This window comes from Paraglaciecola sp. G1-13 (assembly GCF_055809255.1).
Genome location: NZ_CM147903.1, coordinates 1,315,250 through 1,338,265, shown reverse-complemented (window position 1 = coordinate 1,338,265; position 23,016 = coordinate 1,315,250). Strand labels below are relative to the sequence as shown.

The window sequence follows — 23,016 nt, the reverse complement described above, 5'->3', positions numbered from 1 at the left end:
AACGGGAGTCTCACATGTCTTTGCGTCGAAAAACAATAATAGGTATTGCCAGCATAGAAGCCGTGCTGTTGCTTTCGTTAATCATTACCGCCGTGACGTTTTTAAGTCAATCTGTGAACAAAGACTTGATTAAACATGCCTCTACCACTGCGACTTTGTTCTCAACCACCACCAAAGATGCTGTCCTTTCGTACGATCTTGCGTCACTGGATGATTTTGTCTCTGAAGCGCTTAAAAACCCCGGTATAGAATACGCTCGAGTCATTAGTAGCACTGAGGGCATTTTATCGCAAAAAGGCTCTGCTTCAGCATTGGCCCGTGCATTTAACGCCGATATGCATATGTCCGACGTCACCGATGGCATCTTTGACACCTACGCCGATATCATTGAAGGGGATACTGTTTATGGTCGCGTGGAAATAGGCATGAGCACAGAGCAGGCCGTCACTTCTATCGCCAAAATAAAACAATGGACCACCTCCATTGCAGTTGTAGAGTTAATTCTCGTGGCTTTATTTTCATATGCTTTGGGTCATTATTTAACCCGCCAACTTGGTTTGCTAAGGGCTGGGGCGAAAAAGATATCCTATAGCGTACTCTCGGGTGATTTTAATGACACCCGCATTGCGATAAAAACTAAGGATGAACTCGGAGAAGTTGCCCACGCCTTTAACCAAATGGTCGAAACCTTAGAAGCGGAATGCGTTCGGGTTAAAAAATATCAAGAAGAACTAGAGCATCTAAATCAAACTTTGGAAAAGCGTGTAGTGGCAAGAACGCAACTACTTGAAGATAAAAACGCACAATTAAGCCTTATCAACTTTGAATTAAAGAGCACACAGGAACAACTTGTACAGGCTGAAAAAATGGCCTCTCTTGGGCAATTAGCCGCTGGGGTTGCCCACGAAATAAATAATCCAATAGGCTTTGTTAGCAGTAACCTAACATCTCTTTCAGAGTATGCAGATGTGTACGTTAAGCTGGGGCAACATATCACCGATTGGCAATCGAGCGAAACACCAGAAGACCGCAAAAAGTTCGAAAACAGCCTAATTGAATTTATTCAAAGTGAAAATCTTGCGTTTATGCAAGAAGACATTCAAGCGTTAATCAATGAATCGAATGAAGGCCTAATACGGGTTAAAGACATCGTATCAGGACTGAAACAATTTTCCCGAGCTGACAGTAAAGAGAGTCAATACTTTGATATCAATGACTGTGTTAAAACCACGTTGAGTATGGTCAGCAACGAACTTAAATACCACTGTGACATCGTCACGCACCTGCAAGATGTCCCTCAAGTTAACATCAATGTAGGCAAAATTTGTCAGGTACTAACCAATTTATTCATCAATGCAGGTCAAGCAATTGGTTCGCAAAATACTTCCCGACAAAGTATTGCCCCACAAGGTATTGCCCCACAAGGCGTCATCACTATTGAAACCTATTCTCATCATGAATTGGTATATGTGGTGGTCAGTGATACTGGTCATGGTATTCCAGCTGAGAATCTAAAGCGCCTATTTGACCCTTTCTTTACCACTAAGCCAGAAGGGCAAGGCACGGGACTTGGTTTGGCTATTTCTTTTGGTATTGCCCAAGAACATGGCGGCGATCTGAGCGTGTTCAGCGAAGAACACAAAGGCAGTCGCTTTACCTTAAGCTTGCCCGTAGCCACTTTACCCACAGAAACCGTCTAATAATGAGCCTTACAACTCATAAAATAGGAGTCAGTATATGAACACGTTATCAGAAAACGAAACGACCACGTTTACGGTTTTATGTGTCGATGATGAAGTCAATATTCTCAAAGCCATCAAACGAGTTCTTCACAGGCAAGATTTTAAACTGATCACAGCTGAAAGTGGTGCACAAGCATTAGAGATTCTAAAGCAAGAATCCGTTCAGGTCATCGTTTCAGACATGAGAATGCCAAATATGTCAGGCGCTGAGTTTTTGCAGAAAAGTACTGAAATTATCCCCGACTGCTATCGCATCCTGTTGACTGGTTATTCTGATATGTCATCAACCATTGATGCCGTAAACAAGGGAGACATCGACCGTTACTTACAAAAGCCATGGGATAACCACGAGCTCATCACTACGGTTAACGATGGTCTGGCGAAAATTAAACTTAAGCTTGAGAATAAGCGTCTGAGTAACTTAGTTAATAAGCAAAATACCTTGTTGAAGGATTTGAATCACAACTTAGATGAAAAAGTAAAACTGCGCAGCAAACAAATAGTACTCGCGATGCGCAAGCTAGAGCGCAATACCCTTGCCACCCAGCGAGTACTGTATAATTTCATTAGTATTAATCCCCACCTTGATGGCGGGTTTGCGCAAAGTGTGAGCCATCTAGCAGGTAAAATTGCCGACCAAATGTCTCTGCCTGAAAAAGAACACAATCAAGTTACTTTTGCATCGCTGCTTTGTGAAATCGGCCTATTAGGGTTAGACACCGCCCTGTATGCTAAACCTTTCAGTGAGCTTAACTACAATCAGCAAGATATTTTTATGCATCAAACTAAATATGCTGAACAAATTTTAAGCCCTGCAACTCATCTTCGGGACGAACTGGATATTATTACGTGTCAGTTTGAATACGTAGACGGCACAGGCCCTAACAAGCTTTTCCTTGAGCAAATACCATTAGGTGCACAAATTCTAGCGGTCGCGAGGGATTTCTGGCGCTATAAATTAGGGCGAATAGGCAAAACCCCTCTATCCAATAGTGAAGCGATTAATGAGCTGAAGAAATACCGAGGATTACGATACGCGGCCAAAGTCCTAGACATTTTGGTCAAAAATCCAGATCTTATCAGTGGCCAGTTTATTGCCGCGGCAATACAAGTCGTTGATCTGCGTGATGGTATGCGTTTAAAAGAAGATATTCTGACGGAAAATCACATATTGGTGCTGCCTAAAGGCCATGTGTTTTCTGATGCTTCCATTCGCCAACTAGCCAACTATGAAAAACAAAAAAGCCAGTCTTTTGCCATCCATGTGCATCCAGCAGAAACCGCGCCAGACACTACTGAGGTAGAGGAAAACTAAGAGAGAATTGAGTTCCTTTACCTACGGTAGATTGCACTTGTGTATGCACGTTATGTGACTCGAGAATAGCGTATGACACCGACAACCCTAAACCTGTCCCTACGCCTACAGGCTTAGTGGTGAAAAACGGTGTAAATAGCTGGTCGAGTGTTTTTTTGTCCATGCCACAGCCATTATCGATCACCTCTATCAATAATACCCTGGGGGTCAGTATTGATTTAATCGTTAGCTTGCCGCCCTTTGACATGGCGTAAGCGGCATTCACAAATAAGTTCACAAAAACTTGTTGCAGTTGCCCAATGTTTCCAAGTACCTCTGGTAAATCCTCCGGCAACAAATTATCCACTACATGTTCATATTTAAGGGCATTCCAAGCGATTTTCAGCGCCCCTTCAATGCAGGCTTTAATGTCTATTTTGTCTAGTTTGCCATCACCGCTGTGAGAAAAGGTTTTCAAGTTCTCAACGATCTCTTTTACCCTGTCTAACCCTTCTAAATTCGATGCCAGTAAATCTTTGGCATCCTGTTGTATGTAGACTAAATCAATGTTTTCACATAATGACTTGTATTGCGCTGCATCCAACTGCCCCGAGATACCAATTTGCTTTGAAATTAACCCATGTAATTGCTGATAATCTTGTAGGTATTCTTCGAGCATCTCTAGATTTGAGCGAATAAAGCCCACTGGGTTATTAATTTCATGGGCAACGCCAGCAGCAAGCTGCCCTAAAGAGGCCATTTTTTCTGATTGAATGAGTTGCTGTTTAGCCTGCTCTAAGCGGTTCACCGTGTCTTGCAGTTCCACCGTGCGCTTTCGAATACTTACGTCAGTAATGCGCCGCGTAATGCCGCTCAACAGGTGTTCTCTGGCTGTGCTGAGCACAGAGAGCGCCTCTTCGTCTAAATATTCCGCTCGGCTAAAAAACGCTAACCATGCAATTTTATTTCCGAGTAATTCAAAGTTAACAAACACTATCCATTTGAATCCGGCTAATGCTTGGCTAGATTGTTCATCGATAGCTGAGACCAACCACATACTCAGGCATTCTTGCTGTTGGATGGGTAAGAACTGTGTTGCTTGCTGTAAGAATGCTTTGTCAGAGACCCACTCATTTGGCGCCCGCCAAATATTGTCGACTTTAGATTCTAACGCTTGGCCATTTTGCGTCACGATAAACATGCCACATTCCACCGAAAAAAATTGCCCCGTTAACTCCACCGTATTCGTTATCAGCTCTTGTAAGGATATATCCGAGGAGACGTCACCTGAGGTTTGGCGTAAAAACTCTAGCTCAGCTTGTTTTTTCTTAGCCATCGCCAAGGAAGTTTGCAACGACTGATTGGTTTCATACAGCGCGCGAGAGTGCACCTCTAAGTGCTGTTCAGACATCACTCGGGCTTTCTTTTCTCGCTCGACTTTACGCTCTAAAACGGCGATCCTTGCCTCTAATTCCTCGTTCGATTTAGCCAACTTTGGTAACCTTTATCACACATCGTGCGTCGCCATCGTGCTCACATTCTGGTTGTTCAATTGCCACTTTTTGACCTGTATGATCGGCCAGCCCCTCTATGATCCCTTCACAGAAGTAACACATCTTGCGCGGAGAGAGATAATGAAAACTCAAAGAGTTCTCTGTTTCCTCTATAAACTCGAATTCTGGTAATATCGCTTCTGGATTCAGCTTTTTCACTTCCACATGGATAACATCTTGTACCCCATAAAGAAAGCTGAATACGTCGGTAAATTTATGCGCCTCAGGGGGAGCGGCTTCTAACAACTGTTTGAACATCCATTGGCCAAACGCCATTTGAGCCTGTTGACCCGTTAGGCCTTTCTTTCCCATGATTAAACCCACTAGGGTAAACAGTTCTGCGTCATCGTAAGTCGCAACTGAAGTGTATATGCCGTCACTGGGTAACTCTGCATCTTGCAACAATTCGTCCCAAAACTCATCGCCCCATAATTCATCAACAAACTGATTCAACTTTACAAAAATAATGCCTTTCATAAGCTATTCTCCGCTGCGTTACACTCTCGACAACTAGCCAACATTGACTAACAAGTAATGTTCAATTCCAAGATAGTCGATTTTTACCGCTAACCTCAACGTAAATTAGTCTACCTTTGCGTGTAATTCTGTCTTAAATATGCAACATTCAAGCCCCTACATGTATCGCAATCAAACCTTAACCTATTGATATATTTAAATATATAGGAATTGGAACAAGAACTGCTAACTTGAGATTAAATGAATGTTGTGCCTAACAATTTACTTGGGACCAACATTATTAATATAAGGACAATTAAATGTTTGATTCTCAGCGGTTCGATAATTCACATGATCACCATGCCTATGCTTATGGCAGTAAACCACAGCTTGCAGTAGACAATACCCGTGGTTTTAATCGCATCGTCGCCTTCAGTGACGGCAGCGCGCAAGGCTACCAATTACCAAAGTGCCGCAATAGCAAGCGCATTAGTGTGTTTGGTCTTGGCCATAACGGCGCACTGTCGGCTATTTGCATGGCAGCCATTGGGCACAAAGTAATAGGTGTCGATTTAGACCAGCGCCGCATCAACGCGCTCAATCAAGGTCGAACGTTCTCAGACGAAGATGGTTTGCCCGAGTTACTGGCCCAAATCGGTACATTCTGTAATTTGGTTGCAACCGACGATGGTTTTAATGCGGTCAAACGCTCTGATTATTCACTGATCTACGTAAATGACGATGCAGACAGCACGACTTCCGTCAGTATTGATAAACTCAAAATCATTTGCGAGCAGATTGGCCTGAGCCTGAGATACAAAGAGCATTATCATAATATCGTCTTCTGCCAACAATTAGCATCGGAAATAGTTAAGGATGTGCTTATTCCCATCTTAGAAAAACAAAGTGGCAAAAAAGTGTCTGAAGCATTTGGTGTCACGTCAGTGCAAAGTGGTAACCAGACCACTCGCAGCATCAAAGAGTTTTATCAACCCGCGCAATTAGTCATCCAGTTTATCGACAAGCAGAGCTGTCAAATGACCGAGCAACTATTTAACGGTTTCAAAGCGAGTATCAGGCGCATAAGCTGGTAAGCACTTATTTTCCATTACCCAGTTAAAAATCGGAAAAAGGCGCAAACAAATCGGAGAAAAACCGACGTTATTTGCGCCTTTTTAAATGATAAAACTAAGATTAATCGCTGCGTATGTGCGCGAGCGTTTAATACCCATGCTTACGCGTAGGTATCAACCTGATTAACTGATGACGTGCTCGACTGGCTGCCGGTTAACGACGTCAGCATATCTTTAAATAGTGCACCAAGTTCATCTTCAGACATACTGCTGGCGTTATCACGTAAACTATCTAACTGTGACTTTAAAGATGACTGTTGATCCTTACTCAAGCTGGACAACATATCAGTAACAGCACTTTGCTCTTCACTCGATAGGGTCGACACCGCAGACTCCATGCCTGGTGGTATTCCTCCCTCAGGCGGCGGTGGAGGTGGGCCCTTTGGGCGACCAACGTCTGACGAAGCCAATGGATTCATGGATTGGTTAGCAGCATTTATTTGCATTTCAGTTATCCTTTTTTAGGGTGATAATTTAACGTCGACGCTAGGGCGCGTTGATCTTTGCTGTACGCAATTTGGTCTACATGGAAACGTTTTAATCGCGAAACAGTCCTGCCGGCCTAGTCTCTTTTGCCCATCTCAGGTACAGCAACCAAGGTGTCATCAATCATCTGACAAGTCGCACTCATTGAGTCTCCTCGTCTAGTTTCTACGTTGACAGAATCCCCCTCTGATTGACCTTCACAGGCTTCAAATGCTTCAGGAGGCGGTCGGCGCTCACCGCCTTGCCCGCGACCTTCTTGTGCACATGCTGTAAGACTGCTAAGTGTGAAAACACTAGCGACGATAAACATTTTTGATATTGGCATATTTTTTTACTCCAGATTTAGTCTACAACAAATACTATCAAGCAAATGTGCAGAAACAGTGGAGATTGCATGGAGAAGTCGGTTAAATTGCTGCCCCTGACTGGTTAAGCGAACTTTTGTACAGGTATACTTGAGCGATGAATATATTCCGTAAAGTTTTCTTATCTTTTTTAGGCTTGACTGCCTTCACTCTTCTGATCACCTTAGGACTTGCTCGTTGGAGCTTTGACCAAGGGTTTCTTGATTTTGTAGCAGGCCTAGAGCAGCAACGGCTGGGAGAACTTAGCGTAGCCCTTAGCGCAGCTTACTCTCGTGATAAAACATGGAGCACCGTGATTGAATCCGGCTTGGAGTACTATGCGAGCACTCCTCCGATCCATTTTAGAGGTCGCCCACCCGCGTTGAATCAACCCCGCCCTCTAAGGCAACAAGGCAAAGGTCTGGGCTCTCCAGGCAATCGGACTGCTCCTCCTCCCCCTAGGCGTAACGGGCAAGATGCGGCGCCGCCAACGGCTTTATTTGACCCCCAAGGTAAATGGTTAGTAGGGGCAAAACCTCATTCAGATGCAAACGATATGGTCAGTTTCAGCATTTATTTACAAGATGAGAAAATCGGTGAATTACGTAGCTGGTTAGACTCGGTGCCCCAGAGCGAGCTCGCCTCATCATTTTCAATGCAGCAAAGGTATGCGAGCATTGCTATTGGTCTGTTATGCCTGCTTTTAGCAGGGATCGCATCCTGGCTACTGGCCAGAAAGCTCACTTCGCCAGTCAACGACGTCATTCACGGTGTTGAGCGTTTAAGTCGAGGTCACTATGACCTATCGCTAAACCCGGTAAGATCTGATGAATTGGGTATTCTCATGCGAAACCTAAATGGCTTAAGTCATATATTAAATGAAAACCGTAGTGCAAAGAATCGATGGTTTGCCGACATATCCCACGAACTACGCACCCCCTTAACTATTTTACTCGGCGAGTTGGATGCCTTGGAAGCGGGTATTCGACCATTTGGGCCTGAGCAAATTGAATCCTTACAGCAAGAAGCGTTGCTATTACACCGTTTGGTGGACGATCTCTACCAACTCTCTATGTCTGATGTGGGCGGCTTGAAGTACCACTTTAACCAAATCGACATCAGCAAAATTTGTCATAACGTGTGCAGTGCTCTAACAAGCAAAGCTCAGCAAAAAGGCTTACAGGTAACGACTCAAATCCAAGATAAGGTCATCTGCCTAGCGGATCTTCAACGAATTGAGCAATTATTTATCAACCTGTTAAACAACGCAATTTTGTACACTCAACAAGGCGGAAAAATACAAGTGTCATTGTCCCATCATGCCCACTCGGCAGTCTTCGAAATCAATGATACGTTACCCGGTGTACCTGCTGAGGATTGTGAAAAATTATTCGACCCTTTATACCGCCAAAGCGCCTCACGAAATCGCTCTGCTGCAGGTGCCGGATTAGGCCTAACCATATGCAAGAATATCGTTATTGCCCACAAAGGCAGCATTGTTGCCTCACCATCAACCCTAGGGGGGTTATGTGTGCGCGTGGAGCTTACGTTAACTAAGGATAAAATATGAGCAATCAACAACAGATACTGATTGTGGAAGATGAGCCCAAAATCGCTCAAATACTGGTCGACTTTCTGACCATAGAAGGCTTTGCTACACAAGTCATTCATAATGGTGATGAAGCGGAAGATGCCATCAGGACCAAAACGCCTGACTGTGTCATCCTCGATTTAATGCTACCGGGTAAAGATGGTTTGAGTATATGTAAGGATGTGCGCAAATTTTCGCAGGTGCCGATTATTATGCTTACCGCAAGGGTAGATGAAATTGACCGCTTAATGGGTTTGGGTTTCGGTGCTGACGATTACGTTTGCAAACCTTTTTCGCCGCGAGAAGTGGTCGCACGAGTACAAGCCATTTTGCGCAGAGCCACATTTGCAGCTCCTTCATCAGATGAAACCTGTATTTTAACGTTCAAACATATCAGCTTGAATACTGAGCGCTTTGAGTGTGAGATTAATGAACAAGTGACCGAACTTACTCCTGTCGAGTTTCGCCTGCTCAAAACACTGATGAGTCGACCAGGAACGGTTTTTTCTAGAGAGAGCTTGATGCAGAGCTGTTATGAAGACGCCAGAATTGTGAGCAATCGTACTATCGACAGCCACATGAAAAATCTGCGCAATAAAGTCGCACTTACAAATGATCCTCAACCTATTTTGCAGTCTGTTTATGGCGTGGGTTATAAACTGATGTAACAGGTATATTGCCGAGCACGCGTAAAAGCCTATTGGCACGCAACATCTTATTTTGCACACCAAATCCTTAATAACTGCACCGTTTCTGCGTTTTGTTTTTTTACAGTGATAGCTGGTTAACAAAAAAAGATACGCTATGAATACGATACGAAATTACTCCCACTTCATTTTGCTACTGACCTTAACATTCACACTTTTCGCGTGCGGCGGCAGCGACACACAAACGGACACAACGAGCGATAGCGCAACCGCTAACTCCGGCTCGGATACTGGTACTGACACTGACACTGACAACGATAGCGAAACACAAACAGAGACAACCGTTGACGCTAGTGACCTGTTCTTCTTTGACGACGCGGTCGTCGAGTCCATCACAACACAAAGCTGTACTTTATCTGGCGGTACACAAACCACCTGTTATCGCATTACCCTCGCGGGCGAGCCAGCGAATGACGAAATAGGCCCTTTTTGCCCACCAACAATCACCTCTGACGCATCACAAGGGGGAATTTGGTTTGATGGCTCTGGCGAGGTGTACGACATAGACGGTGAATTTATCAGTAACTTAGATCAGCTTTACGGTGATGGCTGGCAGTTATATGACCTGAGCACCGGGGAGGTAAACATCACTGATACTCAAGAGGCATGCGAAGCCGCTGCGCGACCAAATGTCGACCCGGAATATCAAAATTACTGCGTGCAATGCGATTTGGATTATTACGGCGGTGGTGTGAGTGAAACCGTTTTACTGCCTGTTACGCCAGTGCCGTTATCTAACCCCAGTTACGTCAATGCCAACATGGGGGTATCGTTGAACGGCGTGATATTAGCGGCACAAGCCCCCGTGGATGCCATATTGAGCAATTACACCATCGCTGCGTTTGACGATTGTGGTGGGCATATCAATCCATTTGACGGCTATCATTATCATGCTGCCACAGGGTGCTCTACAGGTATTGACCAAGAAGATGGTCACGCCAATCAGATAGGTTACGCACTGGACGGTTACAGTATTTACGCCATGTTAGACGCCAGTGGATTCGAAGAAACCGACTTAGATGAGTGCCGCGGTCATACCGATAACACGCGAGGTTATCACTATCACGTAGCCAGCCCAGGTGAGAATATGTTTATCGGTTGTTTTCATGGTGAACAAGGTGAATGGTTGGGCAGCGAATGATTAATTCAGTAGCAAACATAAAGGTAAAAGCAAAAGCTCTGTATCTGAAACCATTAGTCTCAAGGCCGTTAATCCCTGTTTTATCCATTTTGCTATGTGCTATTTCGACATCAGCCCTAGCGCATGAGGGCCACGTAGATAAAGACGCTCAGTTCGCTTGCAGCGAAAAAGCCTTGCGCGAATCATGTGAATACATGAAGCAAATAGACGAAAAATCCGCCAAGCTATACAGTGGATATTGCCAAAAGATATCGCACACTAAGATGTGTGTGCGTAATCAGCCCATTAAAACCATCGTACTCGAACCGCTGGAAAACTAGCTAAGCGGTCAGTTGCGGCGAGTCTGAATTATGACTCGCCTTTTCGCGCCTTCAGGTTTTGTATTTCAGCAGCCAAACCTCTTCATTCGCCTTTAGTTTACCTTTTAGGCCCCCGACTACATCTTCGCTTGCCAGCTGCGAAATATCATAGTGCTGGCCATAATGGCCAGTAATTTCATCGCCATTTACACAATAAGGTGGGCCGGGTAACAAATGTTGTTCATAATCGAAGCTAATCAATAATTGCGGAGCTGCACCGGTCAATTCGCGCATGTGTAAGGTATACTTTTCACGCATATCAAAAGGCAGTGCCACTAAGGCTGCACGATCATAAATCGCATCAACCCGACCAACCAACGCTGGGTTTAGTTGAAAAATATCCCCTACATACACGTCAATCATCAACCCACCGACCATTGCTTGGTAATGAATTAGGTCAATTTCTTCAAAATGCATGACCTTGGGCTCTATTTCTATATCTTTGAACAGTTGAATAACAGCGGGCTCATGCAACTCGGCGGCAACCACATGATGACCATTCGCCACCAGCCAAGCAATATCTCTGGTTTTACCGCAAAGAGGCACCAATAGCCGGCTTAATTTAGGTAATCCTAGTTCAGCAAAGTGCGCTTTTAACAAAGGGCTCCCTTTAAATTGATGAAAAGCCGTCTCCCCTTTTTGCCACTTCTCATGCCAATAACTCGCTTGCATATTTACTCCATCACTTCGCTTAAATAGTATTGCGACTTCTTATCCGTACTTGATAATGACTTTATAAAATCTATATAAAACCTATATAGACCCTTCATAAATACCAACAAACACCATCATGCCACTTAAAGTCCACTTTAGGTCAAGGTTTTTTGACTCAATCAAAGCGCTTACCGAGACATCTCAAACCTGAACACAACTAGGCTAGTTAGCCAGTTTCATTTAAAGCATCCCTTTAAGTTTTGCTAGCCCGTAGGCATTCACAGTAGAGGCATCTTTAATATCACCAGATAAAATCATTGTCTCGAACTCAGTGAGCGGTACCTTTTTGGTAATTAATCCCTCTTCCTCAGGATCCAAATTGATTTGGGTAAAGGTAAGTTCAGTGGCAAGGTAAATATGGTACATCTGATTGCAAAACCCGTAGGCTAGGTATTGCTCTCCCAAATAATGCATTTTATTCGCAACCAACCCGGTTTCCTCTTTTAACTCTCCAGCAGCTAATAATGCGTGATCAGCATCAGGGTTTTCCTCCCACGCGCCTTGGGGTAATTCCCAACAGCGTTTTTTAATGGGATAGCGATATTGTTCAACCAAATGAATAAAACCGTCTTGCACAGCTAAAATCACCACAAAGTCGGGTTTCTCAACCACACTATAAATCCCTTCGCTACCACTGCTGCGGCGAATTTTATCTTCTTTTAAGCACATCCATTTGTTTTCATAAACAACCGTGCTGGTTAATGTCTGTATTTCATCGCTCATTTTTTCATCCTAGTAGATTAGTCGTTAGGTCGCGCTACACTGAGTCGACCTATCCTAGCGTAAAAGCATGAGTATTTTCTCATTGCATACAAAAGTAATTCCGAGATTTATTGAGGGGTTTTAATTTCGCTGCGTATACGTAGTAACATGAGGTTATTTAATGGGTAAGGCGTGAAAGTCATCCAACTACATCGGGCAAAAAAACAGCTCATTGCCAAAGATGAAAACAGCCTGTTAGTAAAACAACTGTACGATGAATATGGCAGTGCATTACGCCGTTTTATTCGCGTGCGCTCACGATTAAACGACAGCGACTGTGAAGATGTGATGCAAGAGGTATATGAGCGCCTGTTGAAGCTCGACGATTTACCTCAAAAGCTGTCAGGTAGAATGGATACAGTACGTAATTATCTATTTCAAATTGCCACCCATATATTAATCGACCGTGACCGACGTGCTAAAGTGCGCTGCAAAGACGCCCATGTAAGCGAACAAGATACGGCTATATTTACATCCTTATTTTCCCCCGAGCGAGCACTGCAAAACAGAAAGCAGTTACGGGAAATAGAGACTGCATTAGCAGAGATTAAAACCAGCCACAAACAGGCATTTATGTTAAACAGAGTAGAAGGCATGAGTTACCGGGAAATCAGTGACGCATTAGGTGTATCAGTCAGCACAGTAGAAAAGTATATTTCAGCGGCCTTGGTTGCCATCAGAGCGAAGGTGTCTTCCCTATGAGCAGCAATATGAATCGAGAAGTAATACAACAGCAAGCGGCGACTTACGTTGCGCGTCTATATTCAGGTGAGCTTAGCGCGGAAGAAGAAATGCAAATTTACGTCTGGTGCGACAGGTCTCCTGAGCACCAGCAGGAGTTTGACTCCATGCTTGCTATTTGGGACACCAGCAATCAACTGTTTCAAACTGCACAACCAAATAAGAATAAGAAAAAGAATAAGAAAAACGCTTACTGGTTAACGAGCGTTGCTGCAAGCTTAGTATGTACTGTGCTAGTGATGTGGTATCTCACGCTCCCCGGCCCCGCCCCTTTGTATCAAGCGGCCACCCCTAAGCCGAACACCTACCACACAGCCATAGGTGAAATAAGCACGGTCGGCTTGCCCGATGGCAGTGCCGTAACACTCAACACCGACAGTGCGATCAGAATAGATTTTACGGGACAGCAGCGCCGAGTATGGTTAGAGCGCGGCGAAGCATTTTTTGATGTAGCGAAAGACGAAAGTCGGATCTTTAGTATTAACACCGGCGAGAAAACCATTCGTGTCATTGGTACAAAATTTAATGTGCGAAAGTCTGATGCAACGCTAAAAGTATCGGTAACAGAAGGTTTAGTCGCAATACAGCCCTCGGCGTTGCCCTCGAGTGAGCATATAGATTTTGAAGAAGCGGAAACCCTACTCCCCGCGGGCTCAGTCGGCGCTTTCAACGGCACCAGTGAAGTGATTACCCATGTGACCTCCAAGGAAGTGCTGGCCAACCAACAATGGCGACAAGGGATATTTCGTTTCAACAATGAGCCGCTGGCGAACGTTATCACTGAATTTAACCGTTATCGCTTGAAGAAAATCACTCTTCAAAATCGAGATCTTGGCAAACTAAAAATAAGTGGGGTATTTAAGTTAAAAGACGGAAACAGTATTTTGTCCGCCCTTGAAGCCGCGCTACCTGTTGAGATTGACCGTTACCCTGACTATATAGAATTGAGCGCAAGAAACTAATTTTCACTTTTTGTGGAGGATTATTTAGTGCCTTGCGTATACCTCTAATAGGAACAGTCATTTCTAATAATAATAGAGGCACACATATGAAATCACATCAGTCGTTTAAACTCAGCTCCCTTGCTTGCAGCATTATGCTCATGCTGCAAACAGGGAACAGTTTTGCAGCTCAAACACCGCAACAGAACATAGACATACCCGCACAAAAACTCGATGCTGCATTGCTCGAACTCGCCGAAGAAAGTGAAACGCAAATTTTGTTTTCTTCTGCCATTACCCCAGATATTACCACTCGTGGCATATCAGCCACGTTATCAGTAGACGACGCCTTACGTATTTTACTTGAAAACACCTCGTTAGAGTTCGTTAAGCGCTCTGCGGATACGTTTATCATTCGCGAAAAAAATAAGAGCACCTCATCAAGCTCCAATACATCAGAGACTATTGAGCCTGTTGAGCCTGTTGAGGCAGTAAAAAGCGCTGCAGGTACACCAGCAAAAAAGGCTGATGGCGAAGCCAGTGTTGAGCGCATCAAAGTTGTGGGCTCAAATATTCGCGTCAACCAAGACTCTGGCGCATTGCCTATTAGCACATTCAGTGCCGAAGACTTCGAAGATTTAGGCATTACTAGCGGTGCAGATTTGCTGGCTGAATTGCCCCAGCAGGGCGAAGTCAGCTTCAACAGTGAGCGCGTGGTGGGCGGTGTAAACGATGCCCGTGGCGATGTGTCCTCGGTCAATCTGCGCGGTATCGGTACAGGGTATAGCTTAACGCTGCTTAACGGACGGCGCTTAGTATTGCACCCTGGTACCCAGGCAGAAGACTTAGTGCCCGTGACCACGGTCAACTCAAATGCCCTACCGGTACGGGGCCTTAAACGCGTCGAAGTATTACGCGACGGTGCCGCTGCAATATACGGTACAGATGCCATAGCGGGCGTTATTAATTATGTTCTTAAAGACAAAAACACCGGTGGCGACTTGCAGTTCCAATACGGTAAAAATGATGGCACTGACAAAGACACCTTCAGTTTATCTGGCTCTGGCGGTTGGTTTTTTAACAATGAACAAACCCACCTGACACTCAGTGCCAGCGTGTATGAGCAAGATATGCTCATGGCATCTGAGCGAGAATATGCAGCCAGTTCAGATACCCGTAATTATCCAGGTTTGAACCCTGAATTTGTCGGCAACACTTCATTAGATGGTCGCACTACCTCAACGCCTTGGGCAGAGTTAAGCTCAGGCAGCTTAGGCACATTTCACATTCAGCCAGATACATTCGATGGTTGTGAGGTTGCCCTTGGCAATGGCATATGCGCAGACGGTGGCAGCTTAGATCGTGAGTTGCGTTACGATTCAAACTCAGAACGTTCATTAAGCTCAGAAGTAAGCCGCGTAAATTTATACGCATTGCTGACCCATGACCTGACTGATGAAATTGAATTATATGGCGAAGCTCTGTATTACCGAGCAGAAGCTGACCGCCTACGCGAACAAAGCGGAAACTTAACCGCTCAGCGTTTTACTGTCGCCAGTGATGCATTTTATAATCCATTCGGCGAAGACGTAACAGTTAGACGCTATCGCCCTATTGATACAGGCCCACGTGCAATTAATGTTGAAGATTACTCCTACCGCTTTTTGACTGGTCTGCGAGGTTACTATCAAGATTGGGACTGGGACACGGCGCTGCTTTATTCAAAAGCGCATACCCTAGACTCTGCAAATCGGGTGAATACTACTTTGTTTCAGCAAGCAGTGAACAGCACAGAACAAAGCACAGCCTATAACTTGTTCAACGGTGGCAGCTTAACTTCGCCAAACAGTGGCGATGACACAGGTAACGACCAAGACGTTATCGACGGCTTTATGTTCAATATCGAGCGCGAATCCCAAACCGAGCTCGCCCTGTATGACTTTAAAATATCCCGCCCTGACATTTTCGAGTTACCCGCCGGGGACGTGGGCATGGCAGTGGGTATTGAATACCGCTATGAAAGTTTCTCTGATGCCCGAAGTGATGCGTTAAATGGCACTGATAGTTTTATTGATGTGGTCACCGGCAATCCATCGGCGCTTGCCAGTACAGTGCTGGGCAGCAGCCCAACGCCAGACTCTTCAGGTAGTCGCAATGTGTTTTCCACTTACGTGGAATTTGCCGTGCCTTTGTTATCTGATTTACCTCTGGTAAAAAACTTAAACATGCAATTGGCTGCTCGCTATGAGCGTTTTTCAGATGTAGGGGATATTACCAAACCCAAAATATCTCTCGCTTGGCAAGTCAACGACATGGTTCAGCTTCGTGCAGCTTATGCCGAAGGCTTTAAAGCACCAGGATTACCGCAAACCACCGCGGTTGATGTGTCACGCTCAAACACCCGCTCTGATCCCATATCAGGCATTCGCCAAGGCACACTTGAAATTCGTAACGGTAGCGATGATTTAAAACCTGAAACTAGCACCAACACCTTTGCAGGCATTGTGTTTACCCCTATGAAAAACCTGACGTTAACCGCTGATTGGTGGCACATAAAGCAAAAAGACGTGGTGGGAATTCTAAGCAGTCAAACGCAGATTTTGTACGATACGTTACTACGTGCCGATGGTGGCAGCAATGCCAACGTTATTCGTGATGAAAACAATGAAATCTTGTATGTGACGAACGACTACACCAACCTTTTGCCTCGTGAAATTAAAGGCGTCGACTACAGCATCTTTTACAAAATGAATACTGAAGTAGGCGATTTCACCTTCACCGCTAATGCGGCGAATTTAACCCAATTTGACCAGGGCTTGGACTCCATCACTCAGCAGGTAGTCACTGCCCAAGAAAGCGGTAATGAAGCGGTACTATTTAATGGTGAAGCTGTTGGTATTCCGGGTGCCGCTGGTGATTTGCTTACTAAAAATGGTCGCCCCGAATGGCGCAGCAACATCGGCATTAAGTGGCAAAAAGACAGCTGGGGTGCTGGGGTTAAATACAAATACATCAGCGAGCTAGAAAACGTCTTTTTATCTTATTTTGATGATGCGGGTGATTTGATTTATCAACAAATCGACGATTGGTCTACGGTTGATGCCTACGCTTCCTACTCCTTCAAAGAGCAAAACAGTTTACTAGAGAACACCAAGCTAACCTTAGGTGCACGTAATATTGGTGATAAAGAACCACCTTTCACCTCTGGCACATTTGGCTACGAAAGCAGTGTTCACTCTTCATCAGGCCGCTACTTGTACATGACTCTGAACAAGAAGTTTTAGCCCTTTAGCAACACAGCCAATCGCGGATACGCTGATTGGCTTTTTTATGACCCATAAAGAATGGAATGCCATCACCATGCTTAGATATTTTTTCCCCTTAGTATTACTCGCCACGTTTTCAGCATTTAGTCAGGCCAAAGACTGCCAATTTGACGATGTCACCTTTCATAGCGACTTTAGCACTGCCCGTTTGAGTACCTGCGAACGGTTGGCTAAACATGAATACCATATTGGGATTTTGCCAGAAAATGAGCCGGTTAATCCTAGCCCTTGGTTTGGTTTTAAAGTTCAGTCAGAACAAAATGCCCAGATAACGCTTAAACTGACGTTCAATGGCAACAACCCCCGCTATTTACCAAAACTCAGTACGGATGGCACTCAGTGGCAAAACATTCCGTTTAACACCAAAGGCAAAGAAATGTGGATCAGCCTGAACACAGGCAAAGAGCCAATTTGGATTTCAGCCCAAGAAGCCATTGATAATCAAGAGTATGACGACTGGCTAGCCAGTCTCAAAAAACAGCAACCCTCCCTTGAGGTTGAAACGTTAGGGCTATCAGAAAAGGGCCGGCCAATCAAAGCGTTGATTAAACAGTCGCCGAAGAATAACGAATGGCTAGTGATCATAGGACGCCAACACCCGCCAGAAGTGACAGGGGCCATGGCGCTATTTGCTTTCAGTGAAGCCCTATTACTGGATGAGGCACTAAGTACCCCGTTCTTTGAACGCTTTAACGTTCTGATGGTGCCAGATTTGAACCCAGACGGCGTTGAAACCGGTAACTGGCGACACAATGCCAATGGCATTGACCTTAACCGGGACTGGAAAAACTTCGCTCAGGCAGAAACGCGGCTGGTACGAGACAAAATGACCAGCATAGTGCAAGGCGGCGGTAAAATTGTATTTGCGGTAGATTTTCACTCAACCTTTCATGATGTTTTTTACACCATGCCAGATGATCATGATTTAGCACCTATCCCTTTGATGGCCGGCTGGTTATCCGATTTAGATGCCGAGACAGGTTGGGTTTTCAAAACCGTGAATAAGTCAGCCTCATCACCGGATCGCGGAATATTCAAGCAGTACATCGCCGATCACTATAAAGTACACGGGGTCACCTACGAAGTGGGTGATAACACCAATCGCCAACTTATTCCTTATGTTGCAAAGCAAGCTGCCAAAGCCTTGGTAGAAAACCTGTTAGACGTTGAACCAGAAGCATTTTATGTTGATAAAAAATAACTGGCTAGCAGCGCTATTACGCGCGTACTCAAAGCGTTTTTATTCAGTAAGCAACGTTTTGCTGCTCGCCACGAGTTATATCTACTCAAGCGCAACCTTGGCCGCAGTTAACCCGTTAGACCCGAACGGCGATGCTGCGACGTTTGTTGAACAGCAGATTAACCAACAGCAAGCAATGAGCAACACACTCGCTGACAATATGTGGCAGTGGGCCGAAACTCGGTTTCACGAGCAAAAAAGCAGTCAAGCCATGCAAGATATCCTCATTGAGCATGGCTTTGAAGTCGATGTTGGCGTAGCAGGTATGCCCACTGCATTTGTCGCTCGTTATCGCTCAGATAGCGCGTCGAAGCATCAACGCTCAGCAAGCCAAGGGCCAGTGATTGCTATTTTAGCAGAAATGGACGCCCTGCCCGGCTTATCTCAAGGAGCGGTTCCTCACCAAGCCCCCATTGCAGGTAAAGCCGCAGGCCACGCGTGTGGTCATCATTTATTCGGCGCAGGCTCGCTGGCCGCTGCAATAGCGGTTAAAAACTGGCTGGTTCTGAACAAGATAAGCGGCGAAATTCGTTTGTACGGCACACCAGCGGAAGAAGGTGGCTCAGGCAAGGTGTATATGGTGCGAGAGGGTTTGTTCAATGATGTCGATAGCGTATTGCATTGGCACCCTGGTGGCCAAAACACGACTCAGCCCATGACAACACTGGCCAACAAAACGGCTAAATTTCGCTTTCATGGCATTGCCTCGCATGCCGCTGCAGCGCCGGAGCGAGGCCGTTCAGCACTCGATGCCGTAGAAGCCATGAATTACATGGTAAATATGATGCGTGAACATGTGCCCTCAAACACGCGCATTCACTATGTCATCACCAGCGGCGGCGAAGCCCCCAACATAGTGCCTGAATTTGCTGAAGTCTATTACTACCTGCGCACCCCATCAGCCGGCGAGCTACCCGAGTTATGGCAACGCTTAGAGCAAACCGCACAAGCGGCCGCGCTGGGTACACAAACGAAGGTCGATTGGGAAATTATGTCAGGCGTGTGGAGTACCTTGCCAAATGCCACGCTCGCGAAAGTGACATTTGATGCTATGCAGCGTTTTGGTGGTATTACATACTCTCCTAAAGAACAAGCATTTGCTGAAGAGTTGCGCCCAACACTCAGTAAACGTGCATTGAACCAAGTCGGCAACGAGCAAATCATTCAACCCTATACAGATGATATCTATCACGCTACCGCATCTACCGATGTGGGGGATATTAGCTGGAACGTGCCCACGGCAGGCTTTGTAGCCGCCACTTGGGTACCAGGTACAGCGCCTCACACCTGGCAAGCGGTTGCTGCTGGCGGCATGAGTATTGGTCATAAAGGCATGCACCTAGCCAGCAAGACGCTCGCGCTAAGTGCAATACGCTTATTTCAACAACCCGCGCTGATAGAAAAAGCAAAAGCAGAGTGGAAAACACGAGTAGGAAATGTGCGGTACCAATCTCAGATTGGCGAGCGCGCACCGGCAATCACGCCGAAATAAAGCAAGCACTGAGTACCCTTTAGCAATATGCTAGCGGCTAGGCTGACCGGGTACCATTTAAGTGTTGCCTAGGCCAGCCAAATCATGAGTGCTATTAGGCGTGGGTCAACAAACACTAAGGAAACAATATAAAGAGAGCATCAAGAATATATAACTAATTTATAAAGAGAATGTATGAAATTAGCCGAAGTGAGTGACGTACACCTAGTTCAATTGATGAGCTGGTTTGACAACGAGGCGCAACTAACGATGTGGTCGGGACCGAACTTCCGTTATCCGTTTACCGAATCCACCTTCAAAAAAGACTTGAAGTTGTCAACGCTCTCATCTTATTCATTGTTATCACCACAAGGAGAGTTGCTGGCATTTGGTCAATATTACTTGCGTGAAAAAAGGTGCCACTTAGGACGATTAGTCGTTAATCCCGTAAAAAGAGGACAAGGCATTGTGGCTACGCTTATTGCGAAATTAACGGTAAAAGGAAAAGAGCATCTACAGGTAAACACCTGCTCACTGTTTGTTTTTGAAGACAATTCCAACGCGATCCATGCTTATCAAAGGTTAGGCTTTAAACAAAGCGAATACCCAACTGATATGCCCCTAATAGACTGCATTTATATGGTTAGCGATTTAAGCTAATGCTGTTCTAATCCCCTCTTTAGAAAAACAGTTCTACTACGCAGCAGGCGCGGAGCAAATGATGAATACCTTCAAGCGCCACACTCATCATCAACGGCTGCGAGGAAGGACCAAAGCGAAAGCGTCGTTAAAGCGCGCCTAAAACAATTTCAAACAGTACATACCATGCATACCCTGTAGCCACTCCCCTGCCTAAAAGTTGACCTTACGCTGCGTATTCTCCGTCAACACTCAATATTCCAGTAATCATTCTCAATCGTTAGGGTTAGCAATAAATCACCTTTAGTTGAGGAAAATTATCCCTATGAGTAAGAGAGTTTTGATACGACCTTTAATGTGGATGTCTTTTTAAGTTTTGTCTTTTTAAGTTTTCACTTGCTTAAAATCAGATTCATTTTTGTCACTACAAATCAATGTTCAAAAAACACACATTCAGGACATGGTTTTAGCAATATCAATAAACGCACGAAGTCTCGCTGGCATATGGCGTTTAGTTAAATAATTGATGGTGTATCGAGGTAGCGGCCGGACATATTCATCAAAAAGTGTCACTAACTCCCCAGAGATGATAAATGGTTCCGCAGGTTTTCTGTAAACATACGCCAAACCAAGTCCCGTTTTTGCAAAGTTAATCATTGAAACCAAGTCATTCACTATCATTCTAGGTTTTGGCTCTACCAAATAAGGAGTGCCCTTCCCATCAACAAACTCCCAAGAAGCAAGCTTATCTGTTGAGCCAAACGCAAAACGGATGCCTTCATGTTTAGTAAGCTCGATTGGCTTATTAGGCAGCCCATGTTTTTCCAAATAAGCAGGAGAAGCGACGAGTGCCATGTCTAGTTTTGGTCCTATTTCTACTGCATGAGTTTCTTTTTCAAGCAGAGTTTGAGAGCGTATCGTAGCGTCAATGCCTGATGTCACTAAATCAACTTTGCTATCATCATACATTATCGCAACAGCCACAGCAGGATACGCTTTTCCGTATTTAGCAATCACCTCATCGAGGAAAAACGGCGAGCTGCTTCGCGGGGCTGACAGGCGTAACGTGCCTGAAATAATATTTTCATCATCGCTTAAATCAACCAAAACACTTTCTAAATTTTTTAATGCTGGCAGTGACCTTTCAAAGAGCTTTTCCCCTGCGCTGGTGAGCGCAATTTTACGTGTGGTTCTATCGATTAAGCGGACGCCAAGTTTTCCTTCAAGTCGTTGTATGATTTCACTCACCGAGCCGGCAGCAAGATTCAGGTTTGCAGCAGCTGCGCGAAAACCATTAGCTTTAGCTACTTCAACGAATATCGAAATGTCATTTAGGTTTGCACCTCTCATTGTTCATTAATCCTAACAGTCTGTTACTTATTTAACGATTTAAATAAACAATAAGGCGCCTTATATTTAAAAGCAAGCGCTATTCAATAGCGCTTTTAACTAATTACAAAGAGGATGTCATGACAGAAGTTACAGAAATATTTGTTTTAAAAATGAAAGACGCAGGCCGTGCAAATGATATTCGAGAAAAAGCTCGGGAAGACTTTTTGAGTGTCGAAGGTGTTGATTCGTGGAAAACCTACGTCACCATCAACCCCGATCGCCCAACACTATTTGCAGAAATTTACACCTTCGCTGATGAAAAAATCGCGAAAAAGGTGACACCACAATTTGCCAAACGTGAGCTAACCAAAGCATTTCTAGGTGAAATTGAAGAAATTCTTGTTGGACAGTATTTCACTGAGCACCAGCCCCTCACAGGAGAAAACAAATGAGTGATATTAATAATATCAAAAAAGTCATAAGCACTTGGAATAATGGCCTAGGCTGCGGCGACATCGAGCGTATGATTGCGACCTGTGATCCAAAGGTCATAACGGTTAATAATCGCCAGTCTGCCACTGTCGGCTCTCAAGCGATAAGAGATAAATATGTGCCGCGTATCGAAATGGCCGATATAACGTCTGGTTACGATATTGAGCAGCTAGAAGTTTTTGGTGATGTAGCCGTTGTTGTTGGCCGTTTTTATGGTGAGGTGAAAAACAAAGTCACAGGAGAAATTGGAAAACCTGAAGGGCGCTTAGTCCTAGTTTATCGTCGCACGGAAGATGGCTCATGGAAAATGATACTCGACATGGATAATAACTACGCCTAGACGTTAGTTGCTGATTAATGGAAAAGGGCTATGCATATAGTTTTACGTGCATCCCCTATTTCCGAAAAGCGTGGCAATCACCACAATAGGTTTGCCGCCTAAATGTCAAAATTTCGCATCAGAAAAAAAAGCATTCAATGCCTTTAAGTAGCGCTTTGCCACTTGTTAGATTTAATCTATTGAAGCATGAAGCATTCGCTTAATCGTTGATT

The 23,016-nt window shown here is 44.8% G+C and carries 22 protein-coding genes; 15 read left to right on the top strand and 7 right to left on the bottom strand.

Going from position 1 to position 23,016, the window contains the following annotated elements; translation table 11 throughout:
- Nucleotides 1-14 precede the first annotated feature (14 nt).
- Both AC0L6N_RS05640 and nosR read left to right on the top strand, forming a co-directional pair.
- Nucleotides 15-1,700 carry an ATP-binding protein gene (locus tag AC0L6N_RS05640; protein ID WP_473479709.1) on the top strand — a complete coding sequence of 562 codons (1,686 nt, stop codon included), beginning with the start codon at nt 15-17 and terminating at the stop codon, nt 1,698-1,700.
- A 37-nt stretch (nt 1,701-1,737) separates the two neighbouring features.
- A complete protein-coding gene (gene nosR, locus AC0L6N_RS05635; protein ID WP_473479705.1) occupies nt 1,738-3,057 on the top strand; it encodes a response regulator c-di-GMP phosphodiesterase, NosR family in 1,320 nt (439 codons plus the stop codon).
- On the opposite strand, the gene AC0L6N_RS05630 is transcribed toward nosR, so the two are convergent.
- Together AC0L6N_RS05630 and AC0L6N_RS05625 are read right to left on the bottom strand one after the other, a co-directional pair.
- Entirely contained in the window at nt 3,035-4,528 is a 1,494-nt protein-coding gene (locus AC0L6N_RS05630; RefSeq protein ID WP_473479703.1) for a sensor histidine kinase, read from the bottom strand. The two genes, nosR and AC0L6N_RS05630, sit on opposite strands and share 23 nt — an antisense overlap.
- Nucleotides 4,521-5,066 (bottom strand): heme NO-binding domain-containing protein, encoded by a 546-nt coding sequence (locus tag AC0L6N_RS05625; protein ID WP_011574370.1) that lies wholly within the window; start codon nt 5,064-5,066, stop codon nt 4,521-4,523. Before AC0L6N_RS05625 ends, AC0L6N_RS05630 begins: the two co-directional genes overlap by 8 nt.
- A gap of 299 nt (nt 5,067-5,365) precedes the next feature.
- On the opposite strand from AC0L6N_RS05625, the gene AC0L6N_RS05620 reads away from it, so the two are divergent.
- Nucleotides 5,366-6,139, top strand: a complete 774-nt coding sequence (locus AC0L6N_RS05620) for a GDP-mannose dehydrogenase (RefSeq protein WP_473479700.1) — start codon at nt 5,366-5,368, stop codon at nt 6,137-6,139.
- Between the two features lie 140 nt (nt 6,140-6,279).
- Here AC0L6N_RS05620 and AC0L6N_RS05615 read toward each other — a convergent pair whose 3' ends face one another.
- Nucleotides 6,280-6,624: a hypothetical protein gene (locus tag AC0L6N_RS05615; protein WP_473479698.1), complete on the bottom strand. Its 345-nt coding sequence runs from the start codon at nt 6,622-6,624 to the stop codon at nt 6,280-6,282.
- Between the two features lie 116 nt (nt 6,625-6,740).
- Nucleotides 6,741-6,989, bottom strand: coding sequence for a hypothetical protein (locus AC0L6N_RS05610; RefSeq protein ID WP_473479695.1), 249 nt, complete (start codon nt 6,987-6,989; stop codon nt 6,741-6,743).
- Between the two features lie 137 nt (nt 6,990-7,126).
- Between AC0L6N_RS05610 and AC0L6N_RS05605 the strand changes: the two genes are divergently transcribed.
- From AC0L6N_RS05605 to AC0L6N_RS05590, 4 genes are all read left to right on the top strand, one after another.
- Nucleotides 7,127-8,578, top strand: a complete 1,452-nt coding sequence (locus tag AC0L6N_RS05605; RefSeq protein ID WP_473479692.1) for an ATP-binding protein — start codon at nt 7,127-7,129, stop codon at nt 8,576-8,578.
- Nucleotides 8,575-9,267, top strand: a complete 693-nt coding sequence (locus AC0L6N_RS05600) for a response regulator (RefSeq protein WP_473479690.1) — start codon at nt 8,575-8,577, stop codon at nt 9,265-9,267. The genes AC0L6N_RS05605 and AC0L6N_RS05600 overlap by 4 nt, the downstream gene beginning before the upstream one ends.
- A gap of 136 nt (nt 9,268-9,403) precedes the next feature.
- Entirely contained in the window at nt 9,404-10,447 is a 1,044-nt protein-coding gene (locus AC0L6N_RS05595) for a YHYH protein (protein ID WP_473479688.1), read from the top strand.
- A complete protein-coding gene (locus AC0L6N_RS05590; RefSeq protein ID WP_473479685.1) occupies nt 10,444-10,767 on the top strand; it encodes a hypothetical protein in 324 nt (107 codons plus the stop codon). Before AC0L6N_RS05595 ends, AC0L6N_RS05590 begins: the two co-directional genes overlap by 4 nt.
- A gap of 51 nt (nt 10,768-10,818) precedes the next feature.
- On the opposite strand, the gene tmpT is transcribed toward AC0L6N_RS05590, so the two are convergent.
- Together tmpT and AC0L6N_RS05580 are read right to left on the bottom strand one after the other, a co-directional pair.
- Entirely contained in the window at nt 10,819-11,478 is a 660-nt protein-coding gene (tmpT, locus tag AC0L6N_RS05585) for a thiopurine S-methyltransferase (RefSeq protein ID WP_473479683.1), read from the bottom strand.
- Between the two features lie 222 nt (nt 11,479-11,700).
- Nucleotides 11,701-12,243: an NUDIX domain-containing protein gene (locus AC0L6N_RS05580; protein ID WP_473479680.1), complete on the bottom strand. Its 543-nt coding sequence runs from the start codon at nt 12,241-12,243 to the stop codon at nt 11,701-11,703.
- Between the two features lie 171 nt (nt 12,244-12,414).
- Here AC0L6N_RS05580 and AC0L6N_RS05575 point away from each other — a divergent pair, with 171 nt between their 5' ends.
- From AC0L6N_RS05575 to AC0L6N_RS05550, 6 genes are all read left to right on the top strand, one after another.
- Entirely contained in the window at nt 12,415-12,984 is a 570-nt protein-coding gene (locus AC0L6N_RS05575; protein ID WP_473479677.1) for an RNA polymerase sigma factor, read from the top strand.
- Nucleotides 12,981-13,985 carry a FecR family protein gene (locus AC0L6N_RS05570; RefSeq protein ID WP_473479675.1) on the top strand — a complete coding sequence of 335 codons (1,005 nt, stop codon included), beginning with the start codon at nt 12,981-12,983 and terminating at the stop codon, nt 13,983-13,985. The genes AC0L6N_RS05575 and AC0L6N_RS05570 overlap by 4 nt, the downstream gene beginning before the upstream one ends.
- Before the next feature lie 86 nt (nt 13,986-14,071).
- Nucleotides 14,072-17,248 carry a TonB-dependent receptor gene (locus tag AC0L6N_RS05565; RefSeq protein WP_473479672.1) on the top strand — a complete coding sequence of 1,059 codons (3,177 nt, stop codon included), beginning with the start codon at nt 14,072-14,074 and terminating at the stop codon, nt 17,246-17,248.
- A gap of 76 nt (nt 17,249-17,324) precedes the next feature.
- A complete protein-coding gene (locus tag AC0L6N_RS05560) occupies nt 17,325-18,491 on the top strand; it encodes a M14 family metallopeptidase (RefSeq protein WP_473481260.1) in 1,167 nt (388 codons plus the stop codon).
- A complete protein-coding gene (locus AC0L6N_RS05555) occupies nt 18,475-20,022 on the top strand; it encodes an amidohydrolase (RefSeq protein WP_473479669.1) in 1,548 nt (515 codons plus the stop codon). The genes AC0L6N_RS05560 and AC0L6N_RS05555 overlap by 17 nt, the downstream gene beginning before the upstream one ends.
- Before the next feature lie 174 nt (nt 20,023-20,196).
- Nucleotides 20,197-20,661 (top strand): GNAT family N-acetyltransferase, encoded by a 465-nt coding sequence (locus tag AC0L6N_RS05550; protein WP_473479667.1) that lies wholly within the window; start codon nt 20,197-20,199, stop codon nt 20,659-20,661.
- 432 nt (nt 20,662-21,093) lie between these two features.
- Here the strand turns inward: AC0L6N_RS05550 and AC0L6N_RS05545 are convergent, their stop codons facing one another.
- Nucleotides 21,094-21,990 (bottom strand): LysR family transcriptional regulator, encoded by an 897-nt coding sequence (locus AC0L6N_RS05545; RefSeq protein WP_473479664.1) that lies wholly within the window; start codon nt 21,988-21,990, stop codon nt 21,094-21,096.
- Nucleotides 21,991-22,109: 119 nt separating this feature from the next.
- On the opposite strand from AC0L6N_RS05545, the gene AC0L6N_RS05540 reads away from it, so the two are divergent.
- Both AC0L6N_RS05540 and AC0L6N_RS05535 read left to right on the top strand, forming a co-directional pair.
- Nucleotides 22,110-22,424 carry a hypothetical protein gene (locus AC0L6N_RS05540; protein WP_011574353.1) on the top strand — a complete coding sequence of 105 codons (315 nt, stop codon included), beginning with the start codon at nt 22,110-22,112 and terminating at the stop codon, nt 22,422-22,424.
- Complete coding sequence (locus AC0L6N_RS05535) at nt 22,421-22,804, top strand: YybH family protein (protein WP_473479661.1); 384 nt, start codon at nt 22,421-22,423, stop codon at nt 22,802-22,804. Before AC0L6N_RS05540 ends, AC0L6N_RS05535 begins: the two co-directional genes overlap by 4 nt.
- Nucleotides 22,805-23,016 lie beyond the last annotated feature (212 nt).